The organism is Solimonas flava DSM 18980 (assembly GCF_000426685.1).
GTDB classification, from domain to species: Bacteria; Pseudomonadota; Gammaproteobacteria; order Nevskiales; family Nevskiaceae; genus Solimonas; species Solimonas flava.
Genome location: NZ_AUFV01000013.1, coordinates 33,629 through 51,584, shown reverse-complemented (window position 1 = coordinate 51,584; position 17,956 = coordinate 33,629). Strand labels below are relative to the sequence as shown.

The window sequence follows — 17,956 nt, the reverse complement described above, 5'->3', positions numbered from 1 at the left end:
GGGGCGAGTTCCCGGGAGACCTCGAAAGGAGCGTTACCCATGAAGAAGTTCGTCAAGTTCCTCGGAAATGCCGCCATCGCGGGCAAGCAGGTTGCGGTCTACAAGACGGAGAGCGGCTATCAGCTGGAAGCGGAAACTGTTGGCGGCCACGCTGTCCGCTACGGCTACCGCGACGGCGAAGGCAAGATGCAGTACCGCACGGTCCCGTCGCTCACGCTGAGCGACGAGGGCTATGACGCGTTCTGCGATCGCATCGGCCACGGCTGCGCGTCCGCGCAGGATGTCCGCATCACGCAGCGCGCGCTCATCGCGATGGGCTTTCCGAGCGACGCTGAATGACGCAGTTCCAGCGTCGCACCCACCGCGCCCGCCGGCTCTTGGAGTCGGCGGGTAGCTTCTACCCGCAGGCCTGGCAGCAGTTCGACGCGTTCCGGCGCGACCGCGGCGCCGCGGCGGATTTCGACTGGCCAGACTGGTGCTACATGCCGATCGCCGCCGGCTACGCGATCGCGAGCGGCGGCGGCCGTCTGTCGCTCGATCGCGCATCTCACCCCGCGATCATCACTGCGCTGGCGACCTGGCGCATGACGCAGGGCATCTATCGCTACGATGCGACGCTGCGCGATGAAGTGCTGCGTACGCCGCTGGACGGCGACCTGCCGACGGCTCATCTGTACCGACTCCCGGAATGGTGTGTCTATATCGAGACCGACCCTGAAACGACTCGATGGAGCGAGCGCCCCCTGCATGGCTTTTTCGTGCACCTCGAATACGATATCGCGCGCAATGGCATGCCGGAGTTGCGGCTGCTGCTCGATTGCGCTGACGATCCGCGGCAGCCGTTTGCCGATGATTCGCTTGTGCCGATCCCTCTCATCATCACGGCCCCGGACCTGCAGACCGCTATCGGCATGACAGTCGCCAGCGGCTCGCGCCAGGCCGCGCAGCTCGGCATACAGCTCGGCGCCGCCGCCGATGATGTCGCCACGCAGACCGCGCCGACGATCGCGCCACTCGTCTCGCTGCTGCTGTACCTCTGCGCTGATCCCGACATCACACGTCGCGGCACGCCGGCGGTGCCGAGCAATCCGCAGCCCGTGCGGACCCGCCGCGACGGCTGGCGGCTGTTTCCCGCTGACGGCCCGGCCGAGTGGGACGTCGGCGTGCGCCTCGGCGCCGCGTTGCGCGCAGCCGCAGCGCGCGGCAGCGCCGGCGGTGACGAGACCGGCCGCCAGGTTCGCGCGCATGTCCGCCGCGCGCACTGGCACACGATCCTGAGCGGTCCACGGCTGCGCGATGACAAGACCGAGATCCCGGCCGCACAGCGGCGGCGCGATCTGCGCTGGCTGCCGCCGACGCCGGTCAACGTCGACGACTACAATGCGATGCCGGCTGTCGTGCGGCCCGTTAAGAGTTGATCATGCCGATGCGAAAGCAGCCCAAGACCGACGCCGAGCGCAAAGCACTGCAGCGCGAGCGCGGCCGGCAGGTAGCGATCATCTTGCGCGATGAGATTGCGATCGCCGAGCTTGACCGGCTCGCTGCACAGCACGGCTCGCAACGTGCCGCGCTGGAGCATCTGCTGATACGCTCCGCACGCCGCTGACCCTTCGCCCCGCTTCGCGCGGGGCGAAACGTTTCCCCGGCTGTTCGAAGTTCACGCGCGCGCGATGCTGCGCCGCATGGACGCCTACATCTCCGTCATCGCTCCCAAGTACCAGCTGCCGCCGCAGCTCGTCTCGGCCATTGTGCTCAAGGAGTCCGGCGGCGATCGCTTCGCAATGCGCGTCGAGCCGGCTTACCCGTATCTGTGGGACGTTGCGCGAAATCAGCCGTACAAAGTCAGCACATCGGTCGCGGCTGATCGCAACCCGGCGCCGCTGTTCAATGCGCCGCGCGGGCATTCGATCCGTACGGAGTGGATCGGCCAGCAGACGAGCTGGGGCTTGATGCAGATCATGGGCGCGGTCGCGCGCGAGCTGGGCTTCACCGGCTTTTTCCCCGCGTTGTGCGATCCGATGACCGGCCTCGACTACGGATGCCGGCACCTCGCTGCGCTCATCAAGCGCTTCTCCGCGACGCATGGGCTTCGCGGCGCGGTCGCCGCGTACAACGCCGGCTCTCCCCGCTACCAGGGCACCGCGGGGCGTTTCGAGAACCAGGACTACGTCGATGCCGTCGAGCGTCTCGGCGGCTTCAAGGGGCTTTGAATGGGCACTCTGAACCGTGCGGCGTTCACTGCCGCAGTCGTCATGGGCCTCGGTCTCGGGGCCGGGCTCCCGCTTTCGCAGGTGATGCTCAGCAAGCCGGCGATCATGCGCGGGCAGTCGATGCCGCGCATCTATCGCGGCGGCCTGCTCGGCGGCTTGCTGCTGCGCGACATGCGCGTGCACTACGGCTACCGCAAGAAGCCCTGGACCTGCACCGCGATCGAGAAGCGCAAGGCCGCGAAGCGCCGTAACGTCGCGCGCCACAAGCAGCGGGTGCGGTCGTGATGCCGCGCCTGGTGCCGGACTGGCGCGACGCGTGGCGCTGGTATTCCACGCATTGCCTGGCGATCGCTTTCGCAATGCAGGCCACGTGGCTGGAGCTACCGCCGGAGTTCAAGGCGCTGGCGCCGGACTGGCTGATCCATGCGATGACGATGCTGGCGCTCGTCTGCGGCTTCGTCGGTCGGCTGCTCGATCAGCCGCAGAAGGCGTCGCCGTGATCTGGGCCTGGCTCGTCGGCAAGGTCGGCAAGCTGGTGGCCGCGGCGATCGCGGCCGTCGTGCTTGTGCTGGCCGTCGTCGGTCCGTTCTGGCTCGCGTACCACATGGGCTGGACCGCGCGCGATGCGCAGGCGCTGCATGAGGCCAAGGACGCACGCATTGCCGCCCTGGCGCAGCTGCTCGCTTTCGGCGAGCAGGTCAACGGCATCGTCGGCGATTACGTGCTGCGCCGCGGCCAGGGCGAGATCGTCTATCGCACGCTGAAACAGGAGGTGCCCCGTGTCGTCACCGTTTACCGCACCGCGCCTGGCGCGGCACCTCAGCCGCTGCCTCAGTGCCTTTTCACTCGCGGCTTTCTGCGCGTGTGGGACGCAGCCCTCATGCCCCGTCCTGCCGACGGTGCCGGCGGAGCTGATCAAGCCGCTGAGCACACCGATCCCACTGACGGAGACGATCTCATCGCCGAAGGCCTCGATCAGCAAACCGTCCTCGTCAACCACGTCGAAAACGCCGAGCTGACGCACAACGATCGCCTGCAATGCGCGGCGGCGATCGAGTTTCTCAAAACGTTGCCGGGGGGCGCGCGATGAAATTTCTGACGCCGGAAGCGTTCGATACCCTGAAGTTCATCTGGGCGGTACTGCTGACGCTGCTGTCCGGCGCGGGAACCGTCTTGATGCTCTGGGCAAGCAAGAACTTCGTCCGACGCGACGAGTACACGCTTGCGCATGCGGAGAACAAGAAGGAACTGCACCAGCACGGCGACCGCCTCACACGCATCGAAACCGAGCTACAGCGCGCGCCGAAGCATTCCGATCTCGTGGCGCTGGCGCAGCAGGTGTCGGAAGTGGGCGGCCGTATCTCACGACTCGAAGGCCAGACGCAGCAGACCAACCACTTGCTTGCGGCCATTCACGAGCATCTGCTCAACGCCAAGGATTGAGCCATGTCTTATCGGGAAACCTTCGCGGAACACGTGCGACTGTGCATCCTGCGGCTGCTGTCGGAAGCGGTCGGCAGTTACGAGGCCAACAACTCGATCATCGCCGATGCGGTGTGTCACTTCGGCCTCAACGCGTCGCGCGACTTCGTCAACACGCAGCTGACCTGGCTGGATGAGCAGGGCCTGCTGAAACTGCGCACCGTCACGCCGCTGCTGAGCGTGGCCAAGCTGACGACGCGCGGCTTCGACGTGGCCGCTGGCCGCGCGCATGTGCCGGGCGTGAAGCATCGCGGACCGGGCGACTGAGATGCCGCGCAAGTCCAGCATCCGCGCTCAGGACAAGGATGTCCGCAAGCTGATCGACGAGCTGCTCGGCGACGGCGGCTACACGCTCGACGAGATCCGCGCGGAGCTGCGGACGCGCTTCCCGAAGATCAAGCCGCCCAGCCGCTCGGCGCTCGGCCGCTACAGCCAGAGCGTCGAGAAGATCGGCGAGCGCCTGCGGCAGTCCCGCGCTGTCGCGTCCGTGTGGGCCGAGCAGCTCGGCCGCGAGCCCGAGGGCGACATCGGCAAGATCGTGATGGAGCTGCTGCGCACGCTCGCGTTCGACGCGACCGAGGGCCTCGCGAACAGCGTCGGCACGCTCGACGAAGACGGCAATCCGGTGAAGCTGGACCCGAAGATCATTTCGACGTTGTCGCTTGCGATGCAGCGCCTTGAAGCGGCCGGCAAGTGGAGCCTGGAGCGCGAGAAGAAACTGCGGGAGGCGGTGCTTGCCGAGGCGGAGAAGAACGTCGAGAAGAAGCTCGCCGCGGGGCCGCGCAAGCTCGACGCCGAGGCGCTGAAACTGGTGCGCGAAGCGATCCGCGGTGAAGCATGAGCGCGCCGATCGTCCGGCTGCATCAACGCCAACGCGTGTGGGTCAAGGACCGCGCGCGCTTCAAGGCGATGATGATGTCCCGCCAGTCCGGCAAGACGTACAGCTCGACGCTGGAGCTGGTCGACGACTGTCTCGACCATGAGCTGAACGGTGGCAAGCGGCGCTGGGTGATCCTATCGCGCGGCGAGCGCCAGGCGCGCGAGGCAATCGAAGAGGGCGTGAAGGCCCATCTGTCGCAGTACGAAGCTGGCTTTAAGGCGCTTGAAATTCCCTATGAAGGGATGGAGGACAAGGCGCTTGAGGTGTTGCTGCCCGGCGGCTCGCGCATCACCGGCTTGCCCGCGAACCCTGACACGGCGCGCGGCTTCACCGCCAACGTGCTGCTCGACGAGTTCGGGTTTCACGTGGACAGCAAGAAGATCTGGGGCGCGCTGTTCCCGGTCATCTCGCGCAACGATCTTCTGCTGCGCGTGATCAGCACGCCGAACGGCAAGAGCAACAAGTTCTACGAGATCATGACGGCCGGCAACATGGAGGCCGAGCTACGCGCCTCCGGGCACGTGCAGGCCGGCGTCTGGAGCCTGCATTTCTGCGATATCTATCAGGCCGTCGCCGGCGGCCTTGATCGCAATATCGACGAGCTGCGCGCGGGCCTCAACGACGAGGATCTGTGGCGGCAGGAGTTCGAGCTGCAGTGGCTCGACGAGGCCAGCGCCTGGCTCGATTACGACCTGATCAATGCGGTCGAGAACGAGAAGGCCGGCGCGCGGGACGGCTACCAGGGCGGCATCTGCTATGTCGGCGTCGACATTGGCCGGCGCAATGACCTGTTCGTGATCTGGGTGGCAGAGCTGGTGGGTGACGTGTTCTGGACGCGCGAGATCATCGCGCGCAAGCGCATCAGCTTCGCCGAGCAGGACCATCTGCTGGACGATGTGCTTCGCCACTACCGCGTCGGCCGCGTATGCATGGACCAGACCGGCATGGGCGAGAAGCCGGTCGAAGATGCCAAGCGCCGCTACGGTGAGTATCTGATCGAGGGCGTGCTGTTCACCGGCGCCGCAAAGCAGATGCTGGCGACGCAGGGCAAGCAGAAGTTCGAGGATCGGAAGATCCGCATCCCGATGGGCGATCCGGCCGTACGCTCAGATCTGCACGCGCTGAAGAGGCTGACGACGCCGACTGGCGCGCCACGCTTCGACGCGGATCGTGACGACGGCGGCCATGCCGACCGCGCCTGGGCGTGCTTCCTCGCGCTACACGCCGGCTCCACGCCGTACCAGGAATACGCCTACCACTCGGCACGGCCCGGCGCCGAGCGGCGCAGCGGCGATCACTTCGACGACGACGACTTCGACGACGGCCGCGACATCCGCACGACGGCCGGCTTCAACGCACGCAGGGGGATCTGGTAATGGGCGTCATCGTGGACATGTACGGCGAGCCGTACGATCAGGCCGAGCTGACGCGCGAGCTGCCGCAGGCGTCGCTCACCGGCATCCGTCAGGTCTGGCAGGGCACCGTCGCCGGCGGCATGACTCCGGAGCAGCTGACGGCCGTGCTCGAATCGTCGATCGGCTGGGACCCGACGAACTATCTGCGGCTGGCCGAGGACATGGAGGAGCGCGAGGGGCACTACTACTCGGTGCTCGGCACGCGCAAGCTCGCGGTGGAATCGATCGACGTGATCGTCGAGGCCGCCAGCGACGACGCGGCCGACGTGAAGATCGCCGACGCCGTGCGCGAGATGATGGCGCTGGATTGCGTCGACCAGTCGCGCGCCGATCTGCTCGATGCGCTCGGCAAAAGCTACAGCGTAGGCGGCATCCGCTGGGACACATCTGAAAAGCAGTGGCAGCCGATGGCGATCGAGTACATGGACCCGACGTGGTTCATGTTCGATCGCGCGACGCTGCGCGAGCTGCGCCTGCGTGACGAGGCGGACCCGATCAATGGTCTGCAGCTCAAGCCGGCGCGCTACATCGTGCACCGTCCGCGCCTGAAGTCCGGCCTGCCGATCCGCAACGGCCTGGCGCGCATCGCCGCGTTCGCGTTCATCTGCAAGGCATATGCGCTGAAGGACTGGCTGGCGTTCTGCGAAGTGTTCGGCATGCCGGTGCGCGTGGGCAAGTACGGCGCGAACGCCTCCGCGAAGGATGTGGCCACGCTGCGCCGCGCGGTCGCGAACATCGGCACCGATGCGGCGTGCGTGATTCCGGAGTCGATGAAGATCGACTTCGTGGAATCCGCGAAGGGCAACGGCGGCGCGGACGTCTTCGAGCGGCTCTGCAATTACCTCGACCGGCAGATGAGCAAGATCGTGCTCGGCCAGACGATGACGGCCGACGCACAATCGACCGGGCTGGGCAGCAACAACGCCAGCGTGCACAACGAGGTGCGCGGCGACATTCGCGACGCGGACTGCAAGCAGCTCGCCACCACGTACCAGCATTATCTGGTCAAGCCGTTCGTGGATCTCAATTTCGGGCCGCAGAAGAAGTACCCGAAGATCATCATCAAGCAGCCGGACCCGGAAGATCTGAAGCAGCTGACGGACTCGCTGGCCGCGCTCGTGCCGCTCGGCCTCGAAGTCGAGCAGAGCGTGGTGCGCGACAAACTCGGCCTGCCGGACCCGGCCGTGGCGAAAGAAGGCGACGCACCGATCAAACTGCTGAAGCCGCAGACGACGGCGGCCATCCCGCCCGCCGACCGGCTCGATGAGCCGACCGATCCGGCGCAGGCGATCGGCGCGCCGCGCCGCGCGACCAACAGCCGGCAGCCGCAACTGGCCACGCAGGACGAGATCGACAACCTCGTCGATCTGGCGATGGACGGCTGGGAAGAGCAGATGTCGCCGATCGTCGGCGCCGTCGAGAAGCTGGCGCAGGAGAGCGCGGACGAGAAAGAGTTCTTGCAGAAGCTGCCGCTGCTGCTCGGCGAAGTCGAGCCATCCGCACTGGTCGCCGCGCTGGCGTCGGCGACGTTCAAGGCGCGCGGCCTGGGCGACGCGACGGACAAGACGCAGGTCTGACGTGGCCGCGACGCTCCAGTTCGACTTCCGCGCGGCGCACGAGGTCGAGGAATTCCTGCAGCAGCTGCGCGGCTTCGACCGTGCCGAGCTGCTCGATGGGGTGGGCGCGATCGTCGAAGTCCAGACGCAGCGCCGCATCAAGCACGAAAAGGAAAGCCCTGACGGCGAGAAATGGGCCGAGTGGAGCCCTGCGTACAAGGCTACGCGCCGAGGCAGTCAGGACTATCTGCAGGATACCGGCTCCCTGTTCACTTCGATTGCCTACTACGTCGAGGGCGATGCGGTGTTCGTCGGCGAGGGCATGGAGTACGCGAGCTTTCATCAGGACGGCACGCGCAAGATGCCGGCGCGCCCGTCGCTCGGCGTGTCCGACGCGAACGGCGAGGAGATCACTGAGGAGGTCGTCGCCTTCCTCGACGACGTAGTGCAGCACACGCGGCTGGCGCGCTGATGGCTGAGCCGAGCACGCCGCCGGTCGCGAAGGACGCGCTGGGGTATTTCCGCGCCAAGAAGCTGCGGCCGGCGTTCGACTACCGCGATGTCTGGCGCGACGAGCATGTCGCCGCTCTCACCGTCGCGAAGGTGACGCAGGCGGACGTGCTCGGCTCGATCAGCGATTCGCTCGACAAGGCGTTGGCCGATGGCCAGAGCTTCGACACGTGGCGCAAGCAGATCCGGCCCGAGCTGGAAAAGGCCGGCTGGTGGGGAAAGCGTGACGTGGTCGACGAGGCGACCGGCGAGATCCGCACGACGGAGATCGGCGCCCCGTCCCGGCTCCGGAAAATCTACGAGACCAACATGCGCATGGCGCGCGCGACTGGCCAGTGGGAGCGGATGCAGCGCAACAAGCGCGTGCTGCCGTACGTGCTGCGCGAACTCGGGCCGAGCGCCGAGCACCGGCCCGAGCATGTCGCGTGGCATGGGGTGCTGCTGCCGATTGACGATCCCTGGGTGCAATCGCACCCATGCCCCTGCGGCTGGGGCTGCAAATGTGGCTGGCGGCAGGTGGGCCGTGTCGAGTATCAGCGGCTCGTCAGGGATGGCGTGCCCGGCCCCGCTGTGCAGCAAGTGAATCCGGAGACCGGCCTGCCGACGGGCCATGTAACGCGTGAGCGCGTCGCCGCGAAGACGGTCGCGCCGCCAATCGAGCTGCGGCCGTGGAAGAACAAGCGCACCGGCCAGACCGAAATGGTGCCGAAGGGCGTAGATCCGGGCTTCGATTTCAACCCCGGTGCCGTCTACCGCGTCGACCAGCAGGCCCGCCAGGTTGCGCGCAAGCTTCCGGCGTTGCCTGCCGATATCGGGGCCGAGGTGTGGCAGCTGACGGAGGATCGCGTGCTGCCGGTGCTGCGGCGGGATTTCGAGCGTTCGCTGGGTTTGTCGGGCTCTCCGCCGATGGCCGACACGGTCGGCGCCGACAGCCCGGCGCTGACGATCGGCGCGGTCGATCCCGCGCTGGTGCGTAAGCTTGGGGAGCTTGGCGCCGCACCGGCCTCGGCCGAGATCGCGGTAGAGCGCACGGTCGCCGCAGCCGCGCGGTCCGGCACTGACGCGCTGAGCGCGGACGAGCTGCGAGCCGTTCCCCTGGCGTTGATGCAGCCCGAGCGCGTTCTGCTCGATCGCGAGACTGGCAGGCTGATCTACCTCTTCGCCGCAGAGGATGCGGGCCAGGTGCTGGCTGTCGACGTCGAGCTGGTGACCGAGCTTCCAAAGTCCGCCCTCAACTTGGTCCGCTCCGCCCGCCGCGCGCGGGCCGCCGACTTTTCTTCTCTGGCCCGATTCGTGGTGCTCCGCCGAGCTGATTGATGGTGCTTTGCGGCGCTTCCTTTACCACCGTTCAAGGAGTGGTTTACCGGTAATTCAGGCGCGCCACACCATCATCTCCCAAAAATTCGCCCCAAATCATGTGTCGGGCGGCTTCGCCGACTTTTCCCCTCAAGCCCTTGTCCCGCTTAGCTTTCCCGCTATTTCCCCATTCTTCCCGTCTTGTCCCATATCAAGTGTCGGGATGCACGGCCGCCACGCCGTCGTACAGCCGCTTCAATCCCGCTTCCGCATCCAGCAGCGCCTTCTGCGCGCGCCGCTGCCGGACTTCGTGATCCGACTGCGCCTGCACCTGCGCCACGCACTCCGACACGAGTGCTTCGATATGAGCCGGCGCCAATACACCATGGACCAGTGCATCGGTCACGGCCGTCTCGATCACCGGCTGCGGAACGCTCTTGCGGGTGCAGCTGTTCGCTCCCGTGCGCTTGCGGTTCGAGCAGATGTAATAGACGTAGCGCCCGTTCTTGCCCGTCATCTGCGTCATCGCCGCGCCGCAGTGCCCGCACTTCACGATGCCCGTCAGCAGCATCGGGCTGCTCGACAGCCGCGGCGCCATCTTTTTCGGCGCGCGGGCTTTCAGATTGCGGTTGACCGCCTCGAACGTCTCCCGCTCGATGATCGGCTCGCTCGACACCGTGATCCACTCCTCGCGCGGTCGCTCCTGATTCGTCCGCGAGGACTTGCGATTGAAATAGTGCTCGCCGATGTAAGTCGGGCTCGTCAGCAGCTTGTGGACCGTGCTGATGCCCCAGCGCCCGCCGGGGCGCGTGCGATGCCCGTGCGCGTTGAGCCACGTGGCGATGGCCTTCACGCCCATCGGCCCGTCGCCATCGCCCGACACCGCCAGCTCGAAAATCCTGGCGATCAGCGGCGCCCGCGCGGGATCGGGCTGCAGCACGTACCGCGTCTTGTCGCCGACGCGCGCCGCCGGCACCTTCCGATAGCCGTCCGGCGCATGCGAGCCCGGCCAGTAGCCGTCGCGCGCGCACTGGCACATCGCGCGATGCGTGTGCTTGGAGTTCTGCGCCGACTGGTACTCGTCGAAGGCCCCGAAGATCGAGCGCATCACCGCGCCCTCGGGAGAATCGTCCGCCGGCTGCGTGATCGCATCGAGCTTGACGCCGCAGGCCATCAGCTCGCGGTAGCGCCCCTGCAACACCATCCCATCACGCGCAAAGCGCGAGAACGAATGCACGAGAATCAAATCGTACGGCCGCTCCTCCGAGCAGGCCCGCGCCAGCATGCGCTGAAACTCCGCTCGCGACTCGTCGCGCCCCGACACACCCGGCTCGACGTACTCGTCGACGATCTCGACGCCCTGCGCCTCGCAGTATTCGCGCAACTGCCGCAACTGGTCCGGGATGGAGAGCTCGCGCTCCGCCTGCCGCACGGTGGAGACGCGCGCGTAGATCGCGGCGCGCCGGGCGATCCTGCGGTGAGCTTTCACGGCCATGGGGTTCGTTCCTTCGAGAGGACAAGAGTTACGGCGCCAGCAATTCGTCGATCAGATCGCGCGCATGGCACAGGAGCACGGAGACTTCCTCGCGCGTCACGGGCAGCGCTGCGGGCAGGTCCGATCTTATCGAGCCCGTCCACGCGGCGGTAGCGCTTTTCCTGCGGCGGCGAACGCCGGGTCCGGAACGGCGCGCACGGGCCATCCCCGGCCTGCGGTGGGCCGGACCGGACAGCGGCCCGAAATCTGGCGGCATGACGGATTCCCGATGGGAGGTACAGCCGCTCCAGGTGCCGGCACCGGGTCAATGCGTGTCGAACGTCACGTCTTCCCGATGCAGGTCATCGTCGCGCCGCTGTCCAGCCGTTCGATCTCCTGCCTGATCCGGCTCTCCGCGATCCTGAAATACCCCGGATCGATCTCCGCCCCGACGTAGTGGATACCCCGCCGCAGGCAGGCGATGCCGAGCGTGCCCGATCCCATGTACGGATCGAACACGGTTGCTCCCGCCCGCACCTCGGCGACCGTCAAGCACCAGTCCATCAGCGCGACGGGTTTCTGGTTCGGGTGCAGTTTTCTCCCCCCTTTGGCGATGTTTTCCTCGCCTCGGCGGATCAGCCCCATCCACAGATGGCTGTAGACCCGCGCCGGCTCGTCGAGATTGGTCCACGCCAGCTCCGCATCGGCCTGCTGATTGCTGGTCGCTCCCTCGCGCTTGTCCCAGACCAGCCAGCAGCGGGCGCCCGGCAGGCGGTTGGCGTAGTAGTTCGCGCCCCAGAGAATCAGCTTTCGTCCCGACCTGGAAAAGGCCAGCCACGGCTTCGGGTCGAACGGCCGGTCGTCGCCGGCAATCGGACGAAAATTCTCGCCGTACGTGTACTTGCCCCAGGGCCCGCCGGTGTCCTCGCGGTGATGGCTGCGATAGCCCTGGCCGTAAGGCGGATCGGTGATGACCGCATCCACGACTCTCTTTGAGCGGTGGAGCTGCTTGAGCACGTCGAGTGCGTCACCGGCGTACAGCGTCGCCGTGGCCGGCGGCGGCAAAGGATGCCGGATCGTCTCGCCCGGCGTGCGGCGGTGCTTCCGGCGCGGCCCGATGCGCGCTTCCAGCAGCTCGACCATGCGCTGCCGCCAGTCCTCGCCGAGCGCCTGCCAGGCCCGCAGGTCGCGCGGATCGAGACGCAGGCTGACGACGGCGCGCGGATGGCGCGAGCGGGGACGGCCGGGACCGGGCATGAGGGGCGGGATGGAATATTCGTACACGGAATCTACCATCCCGGCCCCGAGGGTCCCCGCGACCGTCGGGGTCAAGGCCGGCGGCACCGGCTCGTCGGTTGCGCAGCAGCCGTCGAACGGAGCGCAAGCCGCCCGCGCTTGTCGCGGGTCGCCTTGACGCGGACGGTCGCGATCACAGCCTGACGGCGAGCCGGTGCGGGGAGGTTGTTGACTCCCCGCACCGGACGAGCCTGCCCGGCGGCGAGGGCGCAGAGCGGGTGCGTTCCTTCGGCCGGCAGCGTGCCGCGCTGCGGCGACAGCGAAGTCTCCGAGGCGCCGACGCCGGGCAGCGCCGGACGCGAAGGCCGTGCGCGCGGTCGAGCAGCTGCGCCCGGCCGCAGGCACGCAGGGTCTCCGCGCGCCACGGCGCGCTGCCGCGGGGCGTGGCCCCGCACCCCGTTCCGCATGGAACGCGACAGTGTCGAGCCGAAAACCACGGCTGACTAGCTGACCCAACGGTGGCCGGGGTAATACAGGGTCTCCAGATCGGCGGCGACGTGGATCTGCAGCAGCGGTTCCATCCGGTCGCGCCAGGGACCGGTGCCGTCGCGGCCGCCGGCGTGGTAGCGCCGGCCATCGCCGCGACCTTCGGCCGAAACGCTCGGCAGGCGCCCGCACCAGCGTGCCTGGTACGGTTCGAGCACTGTGCGCCGCGTCCCGAAGTACAGGATGCCATTGAGACGCCGCCGCTGCCGTTCGGCATCGTCGTGCCCGATCGTCAGCGCCTCGGCGTACCAGCTCAGCTTGCGCTCCGGCGGCGAGGACCAGCGCTGCTGCGGTGACGACCAGGTTTCGTCGCTCTGCTGCACTTCGATGGCGATGCGCAGCTCGTCCTCGCGGTCGCCCACCCAGAGGGGCATGATCAGCAGGCCGTCCGGCGCCTGTCCGGCCGGGCGCAGATGCAGGCCGCGCTCGCCGAGGTAGCGCGTCGGGTAGAGCTTGAGCTGCTGCGCGATGTCGTTGTCGGACCACTGGCTCAGGTCAACGCTCGCTGCCGCCGCCGCGGCACGGATCAGGCCGTGTGCGATGCCGCCCGCCCGCTCGATGCGCAGCGCGCAGTGCTGCAACAGCAGCTCATGGATCGCACGCTGCCCGCTGACTTCGCCGCGCCGCGTGACCGCGCCGACCGCACGCGAGATCGGGTCCATGTGCTCGGCGATCAGCTCGGCACCGGCGGCGGTCAGGACGTGGCACGCCGCCCGCGTCGGCGCGGCGATCGCCTGGATCAGTTTCTTCTCGCGCGCCCGGGCGATCAGACCCTGCGCGGTCCGGTCCTTCATGTCGAGGAGGCATGCGGCGATGTGCCAGTCGACCACCCGCCATTTCCACGTCCACTTGAGCAGCTCGCGCAGGTGCCGCCGCCCGGTCTCCGAGTCGCCCGCTTGCCACTTGCGCCGCAGTATCGGACCGATGATCGTGCTGCTGCAGGTTTTTGCATCATGCTTGCTGTGCGTCATGCGGTGATCTCGCGCGATGGACCCGATTGGTCCTGACACCTCCAGGTGCGTGCCTCGTCTACGGCCCGGAACCACCCCATTTCATGGGGACCCTGAACCCGGGCCTGCGCGGACTTGCCGTAGGCAAGTCCTTGCCTGCGCGAGGCTTTCGCCTCGCTGCGCGCACAGCGTCCACCCCGGCGGGGCACGCCGGGGCCCCGGTCCGCTGCGCTTGCCTACGGTGCTGCGCACCTGCGCGGCCTTCGGCCTTGCGCGCGCCCGCCCGCTCCGCGGACGGAGCCCGCCTTCGGCGGTTCCCGGCGGGACTCGTGCGCGATGCGCACTCGACCCCGATGCGCCGTCGTCCGCTGCGCGTCCGCCGCCGCATCGGGGCAACCCTTGGGACCTCGACTCATGCGTCGTCCGCTGCCGCGTCCGCCGCACAAGCCGAGGCTTCGCACTGCGCGTCCGCTGCCGCGGCCGCACAGCGCTCGACCTTGAACGCGGGCTCCGTCCGCGTCGGGTTTTTCTGCGCGCCAGCGCGCAGAAAATCGCCGTCTGCAGTCCGCCCCCAACTGCGGCTGCGCCGCAGCCGGGGACCCCGCGGCGGACTGCGCGGCGACCCCCTCGCTGCCGGGCGCGCGCGTGCTCCGAGCGCGTGATGTTTCGCGGCCTCCATGCGTCGCTTTCAGCGACCGCGCTGCGCGCTCGCATGGAGCCTCCTCGCCGCGAAACATGCGCTCTACGCACGAAGGACTCGACATGTCTGCAGCTTCGCTGCGCATTTCGAGAACAGCGCGCTCGTGGCGCTGCCGAATAGGCATCGATCCTCATGCGCGCGCCGCAGGAGGCGATGGCCGAGCGCGTGCGTTGCCGCTCGAAGCTCAAACAAAAACCCGGCCATATGGCCGGGTTCGTGTGTGCTCACCGCCAGTACGTTTTGCCGTCGTCGCACCGGTACGCAATCTTGTCCGGCTCGAACATCGTGCCGGTGCTGAGCTTGCCGTCGGAGGTCACGGACACGATGGGAACGGCACTGCCAGAGAACTCGCCGATGACCTTGCAGTGAATGTCGGCCCACGCGTGCCAGCGGCGGTTCTTGACGATGGCTGCTGCAACGGCCGCTGCCATGACCCCGGCAACGACCAGCACCATCGCGATCACGGCGATCTTCTGTCGAGAGAGCGTCATCGCGACGCTCCGGTTCCGGCTTCGGGCCGCATCCGTTTCGCCGCCGCCAGCGCGCTGTCGACGGCGATCCGCAGCGCCGTCTGCGGCCAGCGGCAGCCCCACAGGGCGGCGAGCTCATGGACGGATCGCGCGATCGGCGCGGTCAGGCTGAGCTCGTCCTCGAAGTACGGCACGGACTCGGGATGTTCGCGCTCGAAGGCGATCATCTCCGCGTGCATCTTCTGGAATTCGGGCAGGTCCCAGAGCGTCTTCCAGCCCGGCTCCGGGCCGAAGGATGCCGGCGTCGCGTCGCCGCCGAACAGGGCGTCCGGCCAGTATTCCGGGTCGCGGTGCACGTCGTCGAGCGTGTCTTCGACGGCGGCGGCCAGCGCAGCTTGCGGGGATACGCCCCAGTGCTCGGCGAGGTGCCGAATCCGGGCGAGGGTTGCGTCCGGGATGGTCAGATCGTTCATCACTGTCTCCTGATGGATATGGCTCCGCTGGCACCGTCGACGACGGTGTTGGAGCCATGAGGACAGCGATGAAGCTTGGTTACCTATGAAGCATGAAGCACAGCGGTCACTAGCATCATCGAACGGTCATTGATCTGAATCCCGCAGCGATGGACGGACCACCAGCGCGAGCATATCGCGCGCGATCGCTTTCGAGCGCGTCACGCCGGCGGGAACAGGTCCCTTCGATCGCGCCTTGACCCACTCGCGGGCTTCCTGCTCGCCGCCCACGAGTCGGCAAAAGTATTTCCACAGGTCGCCGTCGATGGACACCGTGCTTCGCCCTTCCGGTGTCCACACGCGCACCCGCGCGGTTCCGTAATCGTCTGGGGAAATGGGCACTTGAGGACGAGGCACCCGGCCACTATAGTAGCCGTTAATGGTATGAAAGTACCATTAGAGATGCAAGCGACCGACAAGGAAAAGGGGGCGGAGATGATCCGGGTATTCGTGTTCTTGGGATTGGCGCTGATGGCGGGCGATGCGATGGCGGCGAAGGCGATCCAGCACACGCTCGACGTGGGGCCGGCGTCCGTTACAGATGCGGTGAGCGCTGAAACCGCGCCGGACGTTTTCTGGAAGATCAGCCAGTATCGGCGGCTGCAGGGGCAACTCTTCACGACGGATGAAATCGTTGTCCGCGTATCAAGCCATTGCGGGCCGGCCGACGCTTATTGCGTGGACCTCATCAACCAGGAGACGAACGCCCCCTTGGTATTCCACCTGCGCGACGGAATGAAGGTCACGCATATACCGGCGGATAACCTCGCCTCATACGAGGGGAAGAAGCCCGGTTCGCTGTGCGAATGGCGAGCGACGACCAAGACAGGCAATATCTACAAGACCGGATTCTTTGGTGGCGACTGCGCCAGCTTCTTCGTCTACATGGATGTGGCCACGTATTCGGAGCATACGAGCTATCACTACGAGCCCGTGCCTTTCAGGCCCGCGCACCGCAGTCTGTACGATGTCGATACCTTCAGCCCCGGCAACATGCCTTTCACGTTGCAGGCCGTGACGCAGGCGGAGTACCAAGCTTTTCTCGCGTCGAATGCGCAGGAATTACGAACGGGGGCTGAGCTGGCGCAGAAGCGTGCCGACAACGCCTTGCGGGCGGCACAGATTGAAGCTGAGAGAGAAGCCACGGCGGCAGAAGCGCGCGACAAGCAGCTCGCTATCGCGAAACAGCGTTACGCAAGGTTCCCGGCCGGCTTCAAGTTCTCGTGCGACGGGCCTTCGCAGTACAGACAGCCGCCGACCGCGGATGCAGGCACGATACTCAGTTGCCCGTTAAACGGCGAAATGGCAGAGGTGCCCTACGGAATATTCTTCGACGGCAGCGTCGGGGACTGGGAGGTGACGAATACCCAGGTGCTCAGCAACGTGGGCAGGCTCTTCTTCCGGTACGAGCTGTTCAAGGTGCGGTAGACCGCAGAGCGAAACGCCGAAGTGCTCCGGGCGGCTGGTAAAAATACGAGAAAATGATGTAAGAAATTCTGATCAGCGATATCCCTCAGCCGAAGCTCAGGTTCTGAGCCCGATAGCTGAGAGGCTGACGTCATGGTTTGATCTGGAGAGGAAGGCCATGGCGATGAATCGCGTGCAGTTTCAAGCGGGACTCTCGATGGTGGAATTTCTTCAGCAGTACGGCAGCCAGCGGCAATGCGAGCAGGCACTCGAAACCGCGCGCTGGCCGGAAGGTTTTCCGCTCCACGAAGGTACCGCCGACGAGCTGGTTTCTGGCCATGCACCTTCTGAGCCAGTCGAAGAACAACGTCTCGGCACTGGAACTCAAGCGCCATCTGGGCGTGTCCTACCCGACGGCCTGGCTGCTCAAGCACAAGCTGATGGAAGTGATGACGCAACGCGAGCAAGGCCGTATTCTCAAAGGCTGCGTCGAGATCGACGACGCTTATCTGGGTGGGGAGAAGCCCGGCACGCGCGGGCGCGGCTCGGAGAACAAAGTCCCTTTCGTCGTGGCCGTCGAGACGAGTCCCGACGGCCAGCCGCAGCGCGTCTGTCTGCTTTGAAGCCATGCGCTTCATCAAGGGCGACATCCAGACCTGGGCCAACCGCAGACTTGCCGCCGATGCTCTCGTCTACAGTGATGCCCTGCCAAGTATGAAGGCCGGGCTGGCACTCGAAATCACGAACTACCACACCATCCGTTGCGGCGGTGGCCGGGCCTCGGCCCTGCATCCCCAATGTAGGGCCGTCAACACCATGCTCGGCAATCTCAAGACCGCCATCAGCGGCACGTACCACGCCTTCGACTTCGCCAAATACGCGCCCCGCTATCTCGCCGAAGTGGCTTATCGCTTCAATCGCCGCTTCGACCTCAAGACCATTCTCCGCCGCCTGATCACCGCATCGGTGCAAACCAGGCCCTCTCCGTTGCCGTACATCAGAATGGCTGAGGGATATTGCTAATCAAGAAGAATTTTCTTATCACGAGAAATTCTTATGGAATTTTCCTTTTGTGATTTTTGTCACGCAGCTGAAATAGCTGGTTGTCTAGTCTCAAATAACAGATCGATAGTCGGGGGACGGGGGAATGCGATCGTTATCTATGGTGCTACTGCTGTTGCTCTGCCGCGTTTCCTACGCTGGATCGGTCAGCTACACATACGATGACATAGGGCGGCTCAGGGTCTCAAGCGGTCCAACGGGAACTGTAACCTACACGCTGGATGCTGCAGGCAATCGGACGACCGTAAGC

At 66.4% G+C, this 17,956-nt stretch carries 22 protein-coding genes and 1 pseudogene; 16 read left to right on the top strand and 7 right to left on the bottom strand.

The features are described from left to right. Window positions 1-39 precede the first annotated feature (39 nt). The 14 genes from K343_RS0114265 (at window position 40) to K343_RS24115 (ending at window position 9,370) form a co-directional block, all read left to right on the top strand. On the top strand, window positions 40-339 hold the full coding sequence (locus tag K343_RS0114265; RefSeq protein WP_028008658.1) for a hypothetical protein: 300 nt from the start codon (window positions 40-42) through the stop codon (window positions 337-339). Further along, entirely contained in the window at window positions 336-1,418 is a 1,083-nt protein-coding gene (locus K343_RS0114260) for an AcrVA2 family anti-CRISPR protein (RefSeq protein WP_028008657.1), read from the top strand. Before K343_RS0114265 ends, K343_RS0114260 begins: the two co-directional genes overlap by 4 nt. 2 nt (window positions 1,419-1,420) lie before the next feature. Further along, the gene (locus K343_RS0114255; RefSeq protein WP_043112812.1) at window positions 1,421-1,606 is read left to right on the top strand and encodes a hypothetical protein; all 186 of its coding nucleotides are present in this window, start codon (window positions 1,421-1,423) and stop codon (window positions 1,604-1,606) included. Between the two features lie 76 nt (window positions 1,607-1,682). Further along, entirely contained in the window at window positions 1,683-2,210 is a 528-nt protein-coding gene (locus K343_RS22245; RefSeq protein ID WP_161628899.1) for a lytic transglycosylase domain-containing protein, read from the top strand. 42 nt (window positions 2,211-2,252) lie between these two features. After that, on the top strand, window positions 2,253-2,495 hold the full coding sequence (locus K343_RS0114245) for a hypothetical protein (protein WP_154662584.1): 243 nt from the start codon (window positions 2,253-2,255) through the stop codon (window positions 2,493-2,495). Next, entirely contained in the window at window positions 2,495-2,710 is a 216-nt protein-coding gene (locus K343_RS0114240) for a DUF7940 domain-containing protein (RefSeq protein WP_043112811.1), read from the top strand. Before K343_RS0114245 ends, K343_RS0114240 begins: the two co-directional genes overlap by 1 nt. Continuing rightward, window positions 2,707-3,300 (top strand): hypothetical protein, encoded by a 594-nt coding sequence (locus tag K343_RS23530; RefSeq protein ID WP_028008653.1) that lies wholly within the window; start codon window positions 2,707-2,709, stop codon window positions 3,298-3,300. Before K343_RS0114240 ends, K343_RS23530 begins: the two co-directional genes overlap by 4 nt. After that, a complete protein-coding gene (locus tag K343_RS0114230) occupies window positions 3,297-3,653 on the top strand; it encodes a DUF2730 family protein (protein ID WP_028008652.1) in 357 nt (118 codons plus the stop codon). Before K343_RS23530 ends, K343_RS0114230 begins: the two co-directional genes overlap by 4 nt. 3 nt (window positions 3,654-3,656) lie before the next feature. Beyond that, window positions 3,657-3,959, top strand: coding sequence for a VpaChn25_0724 family phage protein (locus K343_RS0114225; protein ID WP_028008651.1), 303 nt, complete (start codon window positions 3,657-3,659; stop codon window positions 3,957-3,959). A 1-nt stretch (window position 3,960) separates the two neighbouring features. Beyond that, window positions 3,961-4,533: a DUF3486 family protein gene (locus K343_RS22235; RefSeq protein ID WP_051278443.1), complete on the top strand. Its 573-nt coding sequence runs from the start codon at window positions 3,961-3,963 to the stop codon at window positions 4,531-4,533. Then, window positions 4,530-5,948, top strand: a complete 1,419-nt coding sequence (locus K343_RS22230) for a phage terminase large subunit family protein (protein WP_084615903.1) — start codon at window positions 4,530-4,532, stop codon at window positions 5,946-5,948. Before K343_RS22235 ends, K343_RS22230 begins: the two co-directional genes overlap by 4 nt. Continuing rightward, on the top strand, window positions 5,948-7,564 hold the full coding sequence (locus K343_RS24600) for a DUF935 domain-containing protein (protein WP_028008650.1): 1,617 nt from the start codon (window positions 5,948-5,950) through the stop codon (window positions 7,562-7,564). The genes K343_RS22230 and K343_RS24600 overlap by 1 nt, the downstream gene beginning before the upstream one ends. Window position 7,565: 1 nt before the next feature. Further along, window positions 7,566-8,015 carry a phage virion morphogenesis protein gene (locus tag K343_RS24595; protein WP_051278441.1) on the top strand — a complete coding sequence of 150 codons (450 nt, stop codon included), beginning with the start codon at window positions 7,566-7,568 and terminating at the stop codon, window positions 8,013-8,015. After that, complete coding sequence (locus tag K343_RS24115; protein WP_084615901.1) at window positions 8,015-9,370, top strand: phage head morphogenesis protein; 1,356 nt, start codon at window positions 8,015-8,017, stop codon at window positions 9,368-9,370. The genes K343_RS24595 and K343_RS24115 overlap by 1 nt, the downstream gene beginning before the upstream one ends. 190 nt (window positions 9,371-9,560) lie before the next feature. On the opposite strand, the gene K343_RS22215 is transcribed toward K343_RS24115, so the two are convergent. The 7 genes from K343_RS22215 to K343_RS24585 all read right to left on the bottom strand — a co-directional run bounded on the left by K343_RS22215 (window position 9,561) and on the right by K343_RS24585 (window position 15,510). Beyond that, entirely contained in the window at window positions 9,561-10,844 is a 1,284-nt protein-coding gene (locus K343_RS22215; protein WP_051278439.1) for a recombinase family protein, read from the bottom strand. 28 nt (window positions 10,845-10,872) lie between these two features. Further along, window positions 10,873-11,100 carry a hypothetical protein gene (locus tag K343_RS24590; RefSeq protein ID WP_154662583.1) on the bottom strand — a complete coding sequence of 76 codons (228 nt, stop codon included), beginning with the start codon at window positions 11,098-11,100 and terminating at the stop codon, window positions 10,873-10,875. A gap of 65 nt (window positions 11,101-11,165) precedes the next feature. Further along, entirely contained in the window at window positions 11,166-12,107 is a 942-nt protein-coding gene (locus K343_RS22210) for a DNA methyltransferase (protein ID WP_161628898.1), read from the bottom strand. A 455-nt stretch (window positions 12,108-12,562) separates the two neighbouring features. Next, on the bottom strand, window positions 12,563-13,576 hold the full coding sequence (locus tag K343_RS0114185; RefSeq protein ID WP_028008649.1) for a hypothetical protein: 1,014 nt from the start codon (window positions 13,574-13,576) through the stop codon (window positions 12,563-12,565). 903 nt (window positions 13,577-14,479) lie between these two features. Next, on the bottom strand, window positions 14,480-14,746 hold the full coding sequence (locus tag K343_RS22205) for a hypothetical protein (protein ID WP_028008648.1): 267 nt from the start codon (window positions 14,744-14,746) through the stop codon (window positions 14,480-14,482). Further along, the gene (locus K343_RS0114175; protein ID WP_028008647.1) at window positions 14,743-15,198 is read right to left on the bottom strand and encodes a hypothetical protein; all 456 of its coding nucleotides are present in this window, start codon (window positions 15,196-15,198) and stop codon (window positions 14,743-14,745) included. Before K343_RS0114175 ends, K343_RS22205 begins: the two co-directional genes overlap by 4 nt. 126 nt (window positions 15,199-15,324) lie before the next feature. Beyond that, a complete protein-coding gene (locus K343_RS24585) occupies window positions 15,325-15,510 on the bottom strand; it encodes a hypothetical protein (RefSeq protein WP_154662581.1) in 186 nt (61 codons plus the stop codon). Window positions 15,511-15,639: 129 nt separating this feature from the next. Between K343_RS24585 and K343_RS0114170 the strand changes: the two genes are divergently transcribed. Further along, window positions 15,640-16,665, top strand: a complete 1,026-nt coding sequence (locus tag K343_RS0114170; protein ID WP_028008646.1) for a hypothetical protein — start codon at window positions 15,640-15,642, stop codon at window positions 16,663-16,665. Window positions 16,666-16,822: 157 nt separating this feature from the next. Next, window positions 16,823-17,667 (top strand): annotated as a pseudogene (locus K343_RS24110) (IS1595 family transposase). The last annotated feature ends 289 nt before the right edge of the window (window positions 17,668-17,956 follow it).

Bases quoted from the DNA above. Each gene is read 5' to 3' on its own strand.
- K343_RS0114265 (WP_028008658.1), top strand. From the start codon at position 40: ATGAAGAAGTTCGTCAAGTTCCTCGGAAATGCCGCCATCGCGGGCAAG.
- K343_RS0114260 (WP_028008657.1), top strand. From the start codon at position 336: ATGACGCAGTTCCAGCGTCGCACCCACCGCGCCCGCCGGCTCTTGGAG.
- K343_RS0114255 (WP_043112812.1), top strand. From the start codon at position 1,421: ATGCCGATGCGAAAGCAGCCCAAGACCGACGCCGAGCGCAAAGCACTG.
- K343_RS22245 (WP_161628899.1), top strand. From the start codon at position 1,683: ATGGACGCCTACATCTCCGTCATCGCTCCCAAGTACCAGCTGCCGCCG.
- K343_RS0114245 (WP_154662584.1), top strand. From the start codon at position 2,253: ATGGGCCTCGGTCTCGGGGCCGGGCTCCCGCTTTCGCAGGTGATGCTC.
- K343_RS0114240 (WP_043112811.1), top strand. From the start codon at position 2,495: ATGCCGCGCCTGGTGCCGGACTGGCGCGACGCGTGGCGCTGGTATTCC.
- K343_RS0114230 (WP_028008652.1), top strand. From the start codon at position 3,297: ATGAAATTTCTGACGCCGGAAGCGTTCGATACCCTGAAGTTCATCTGG.
- K343_RS0114225 (WP_028008651.1), top strand. From the start codon at position 3,657: ATGTCTTATCGGGAAACCTTCGCGGAACACGTGCGACTGTGCATCCTG.
- K343_RS22235 (WP_051278443.1), top strand. From the start codon at position 3,961: ATGCCGCGCAAGTCCAGCATCCGCGCTCAGGACAAGGATGTCCGCAAG.
- K343_RS22230 (WP_084615903.1), top strand. From the start codon at position 4,530: ATGAGCGCGCCGATCGTCCGGCTGCATCAACGCCAACGCGTGTGGGTC.
- K343_RS24600 (WP_028008650.1), top strand. From the start codon at position 5,948: ATGGGCGTCATCGTGGACATGTACGGCGAGCCGTACGATCAGGCCGAG.
- K343_RS24115 (WP_084615901.1), top strand. From the start codon at position 8,015: ATGGCTGAGCCGAGCACGCCGCCGGTCGCGAAGGACGCGCTGGGGTAT.
- K343_RS22215 (WP_051278439.1), bottom strand. From the start codon at position 10,844: ATGGCCGTGAAAGCTCACCGCAGGATCGCCCGGCGCGCCGCGATCTAC.
- K343_RS24590 (WP_154662583.1), bottom strand. From the start codon at position 11,100: ATGCCGCCAGATTTCGGGCCGCTGTCCGGTCCGGCCCACCGCAGGCCG.
- K343_RS0114185 (WP_028008649.1), bottom strand. From the start codon at position 13,576: ATGACGCACAGCAAGCATGATGCAAAAACCTGCAGCAGCACGATCATC.
- K343_RS22205 (WP_028008648.1), bottom strand. From the start codon at position 14,746: ATGACGCTCTCTCGACAGAAGATCGCCGTGATCGCGATGGTGCTGGTC.
- K343_RS0114175 (WP_028008647.1), bottom strand. From the start codon at position 15,198: ATGAACGATCTGACCATCCCGGACGCAACCCTCGCCCGGATTCGGCAC.
- K343_RS0114170 (WP_028008646.1), top strand. From the start codon at position 15,640: ATGCAAGCGACCGACAAGGAAAAGGGGGCGGAGATGATCCGGGTATTC.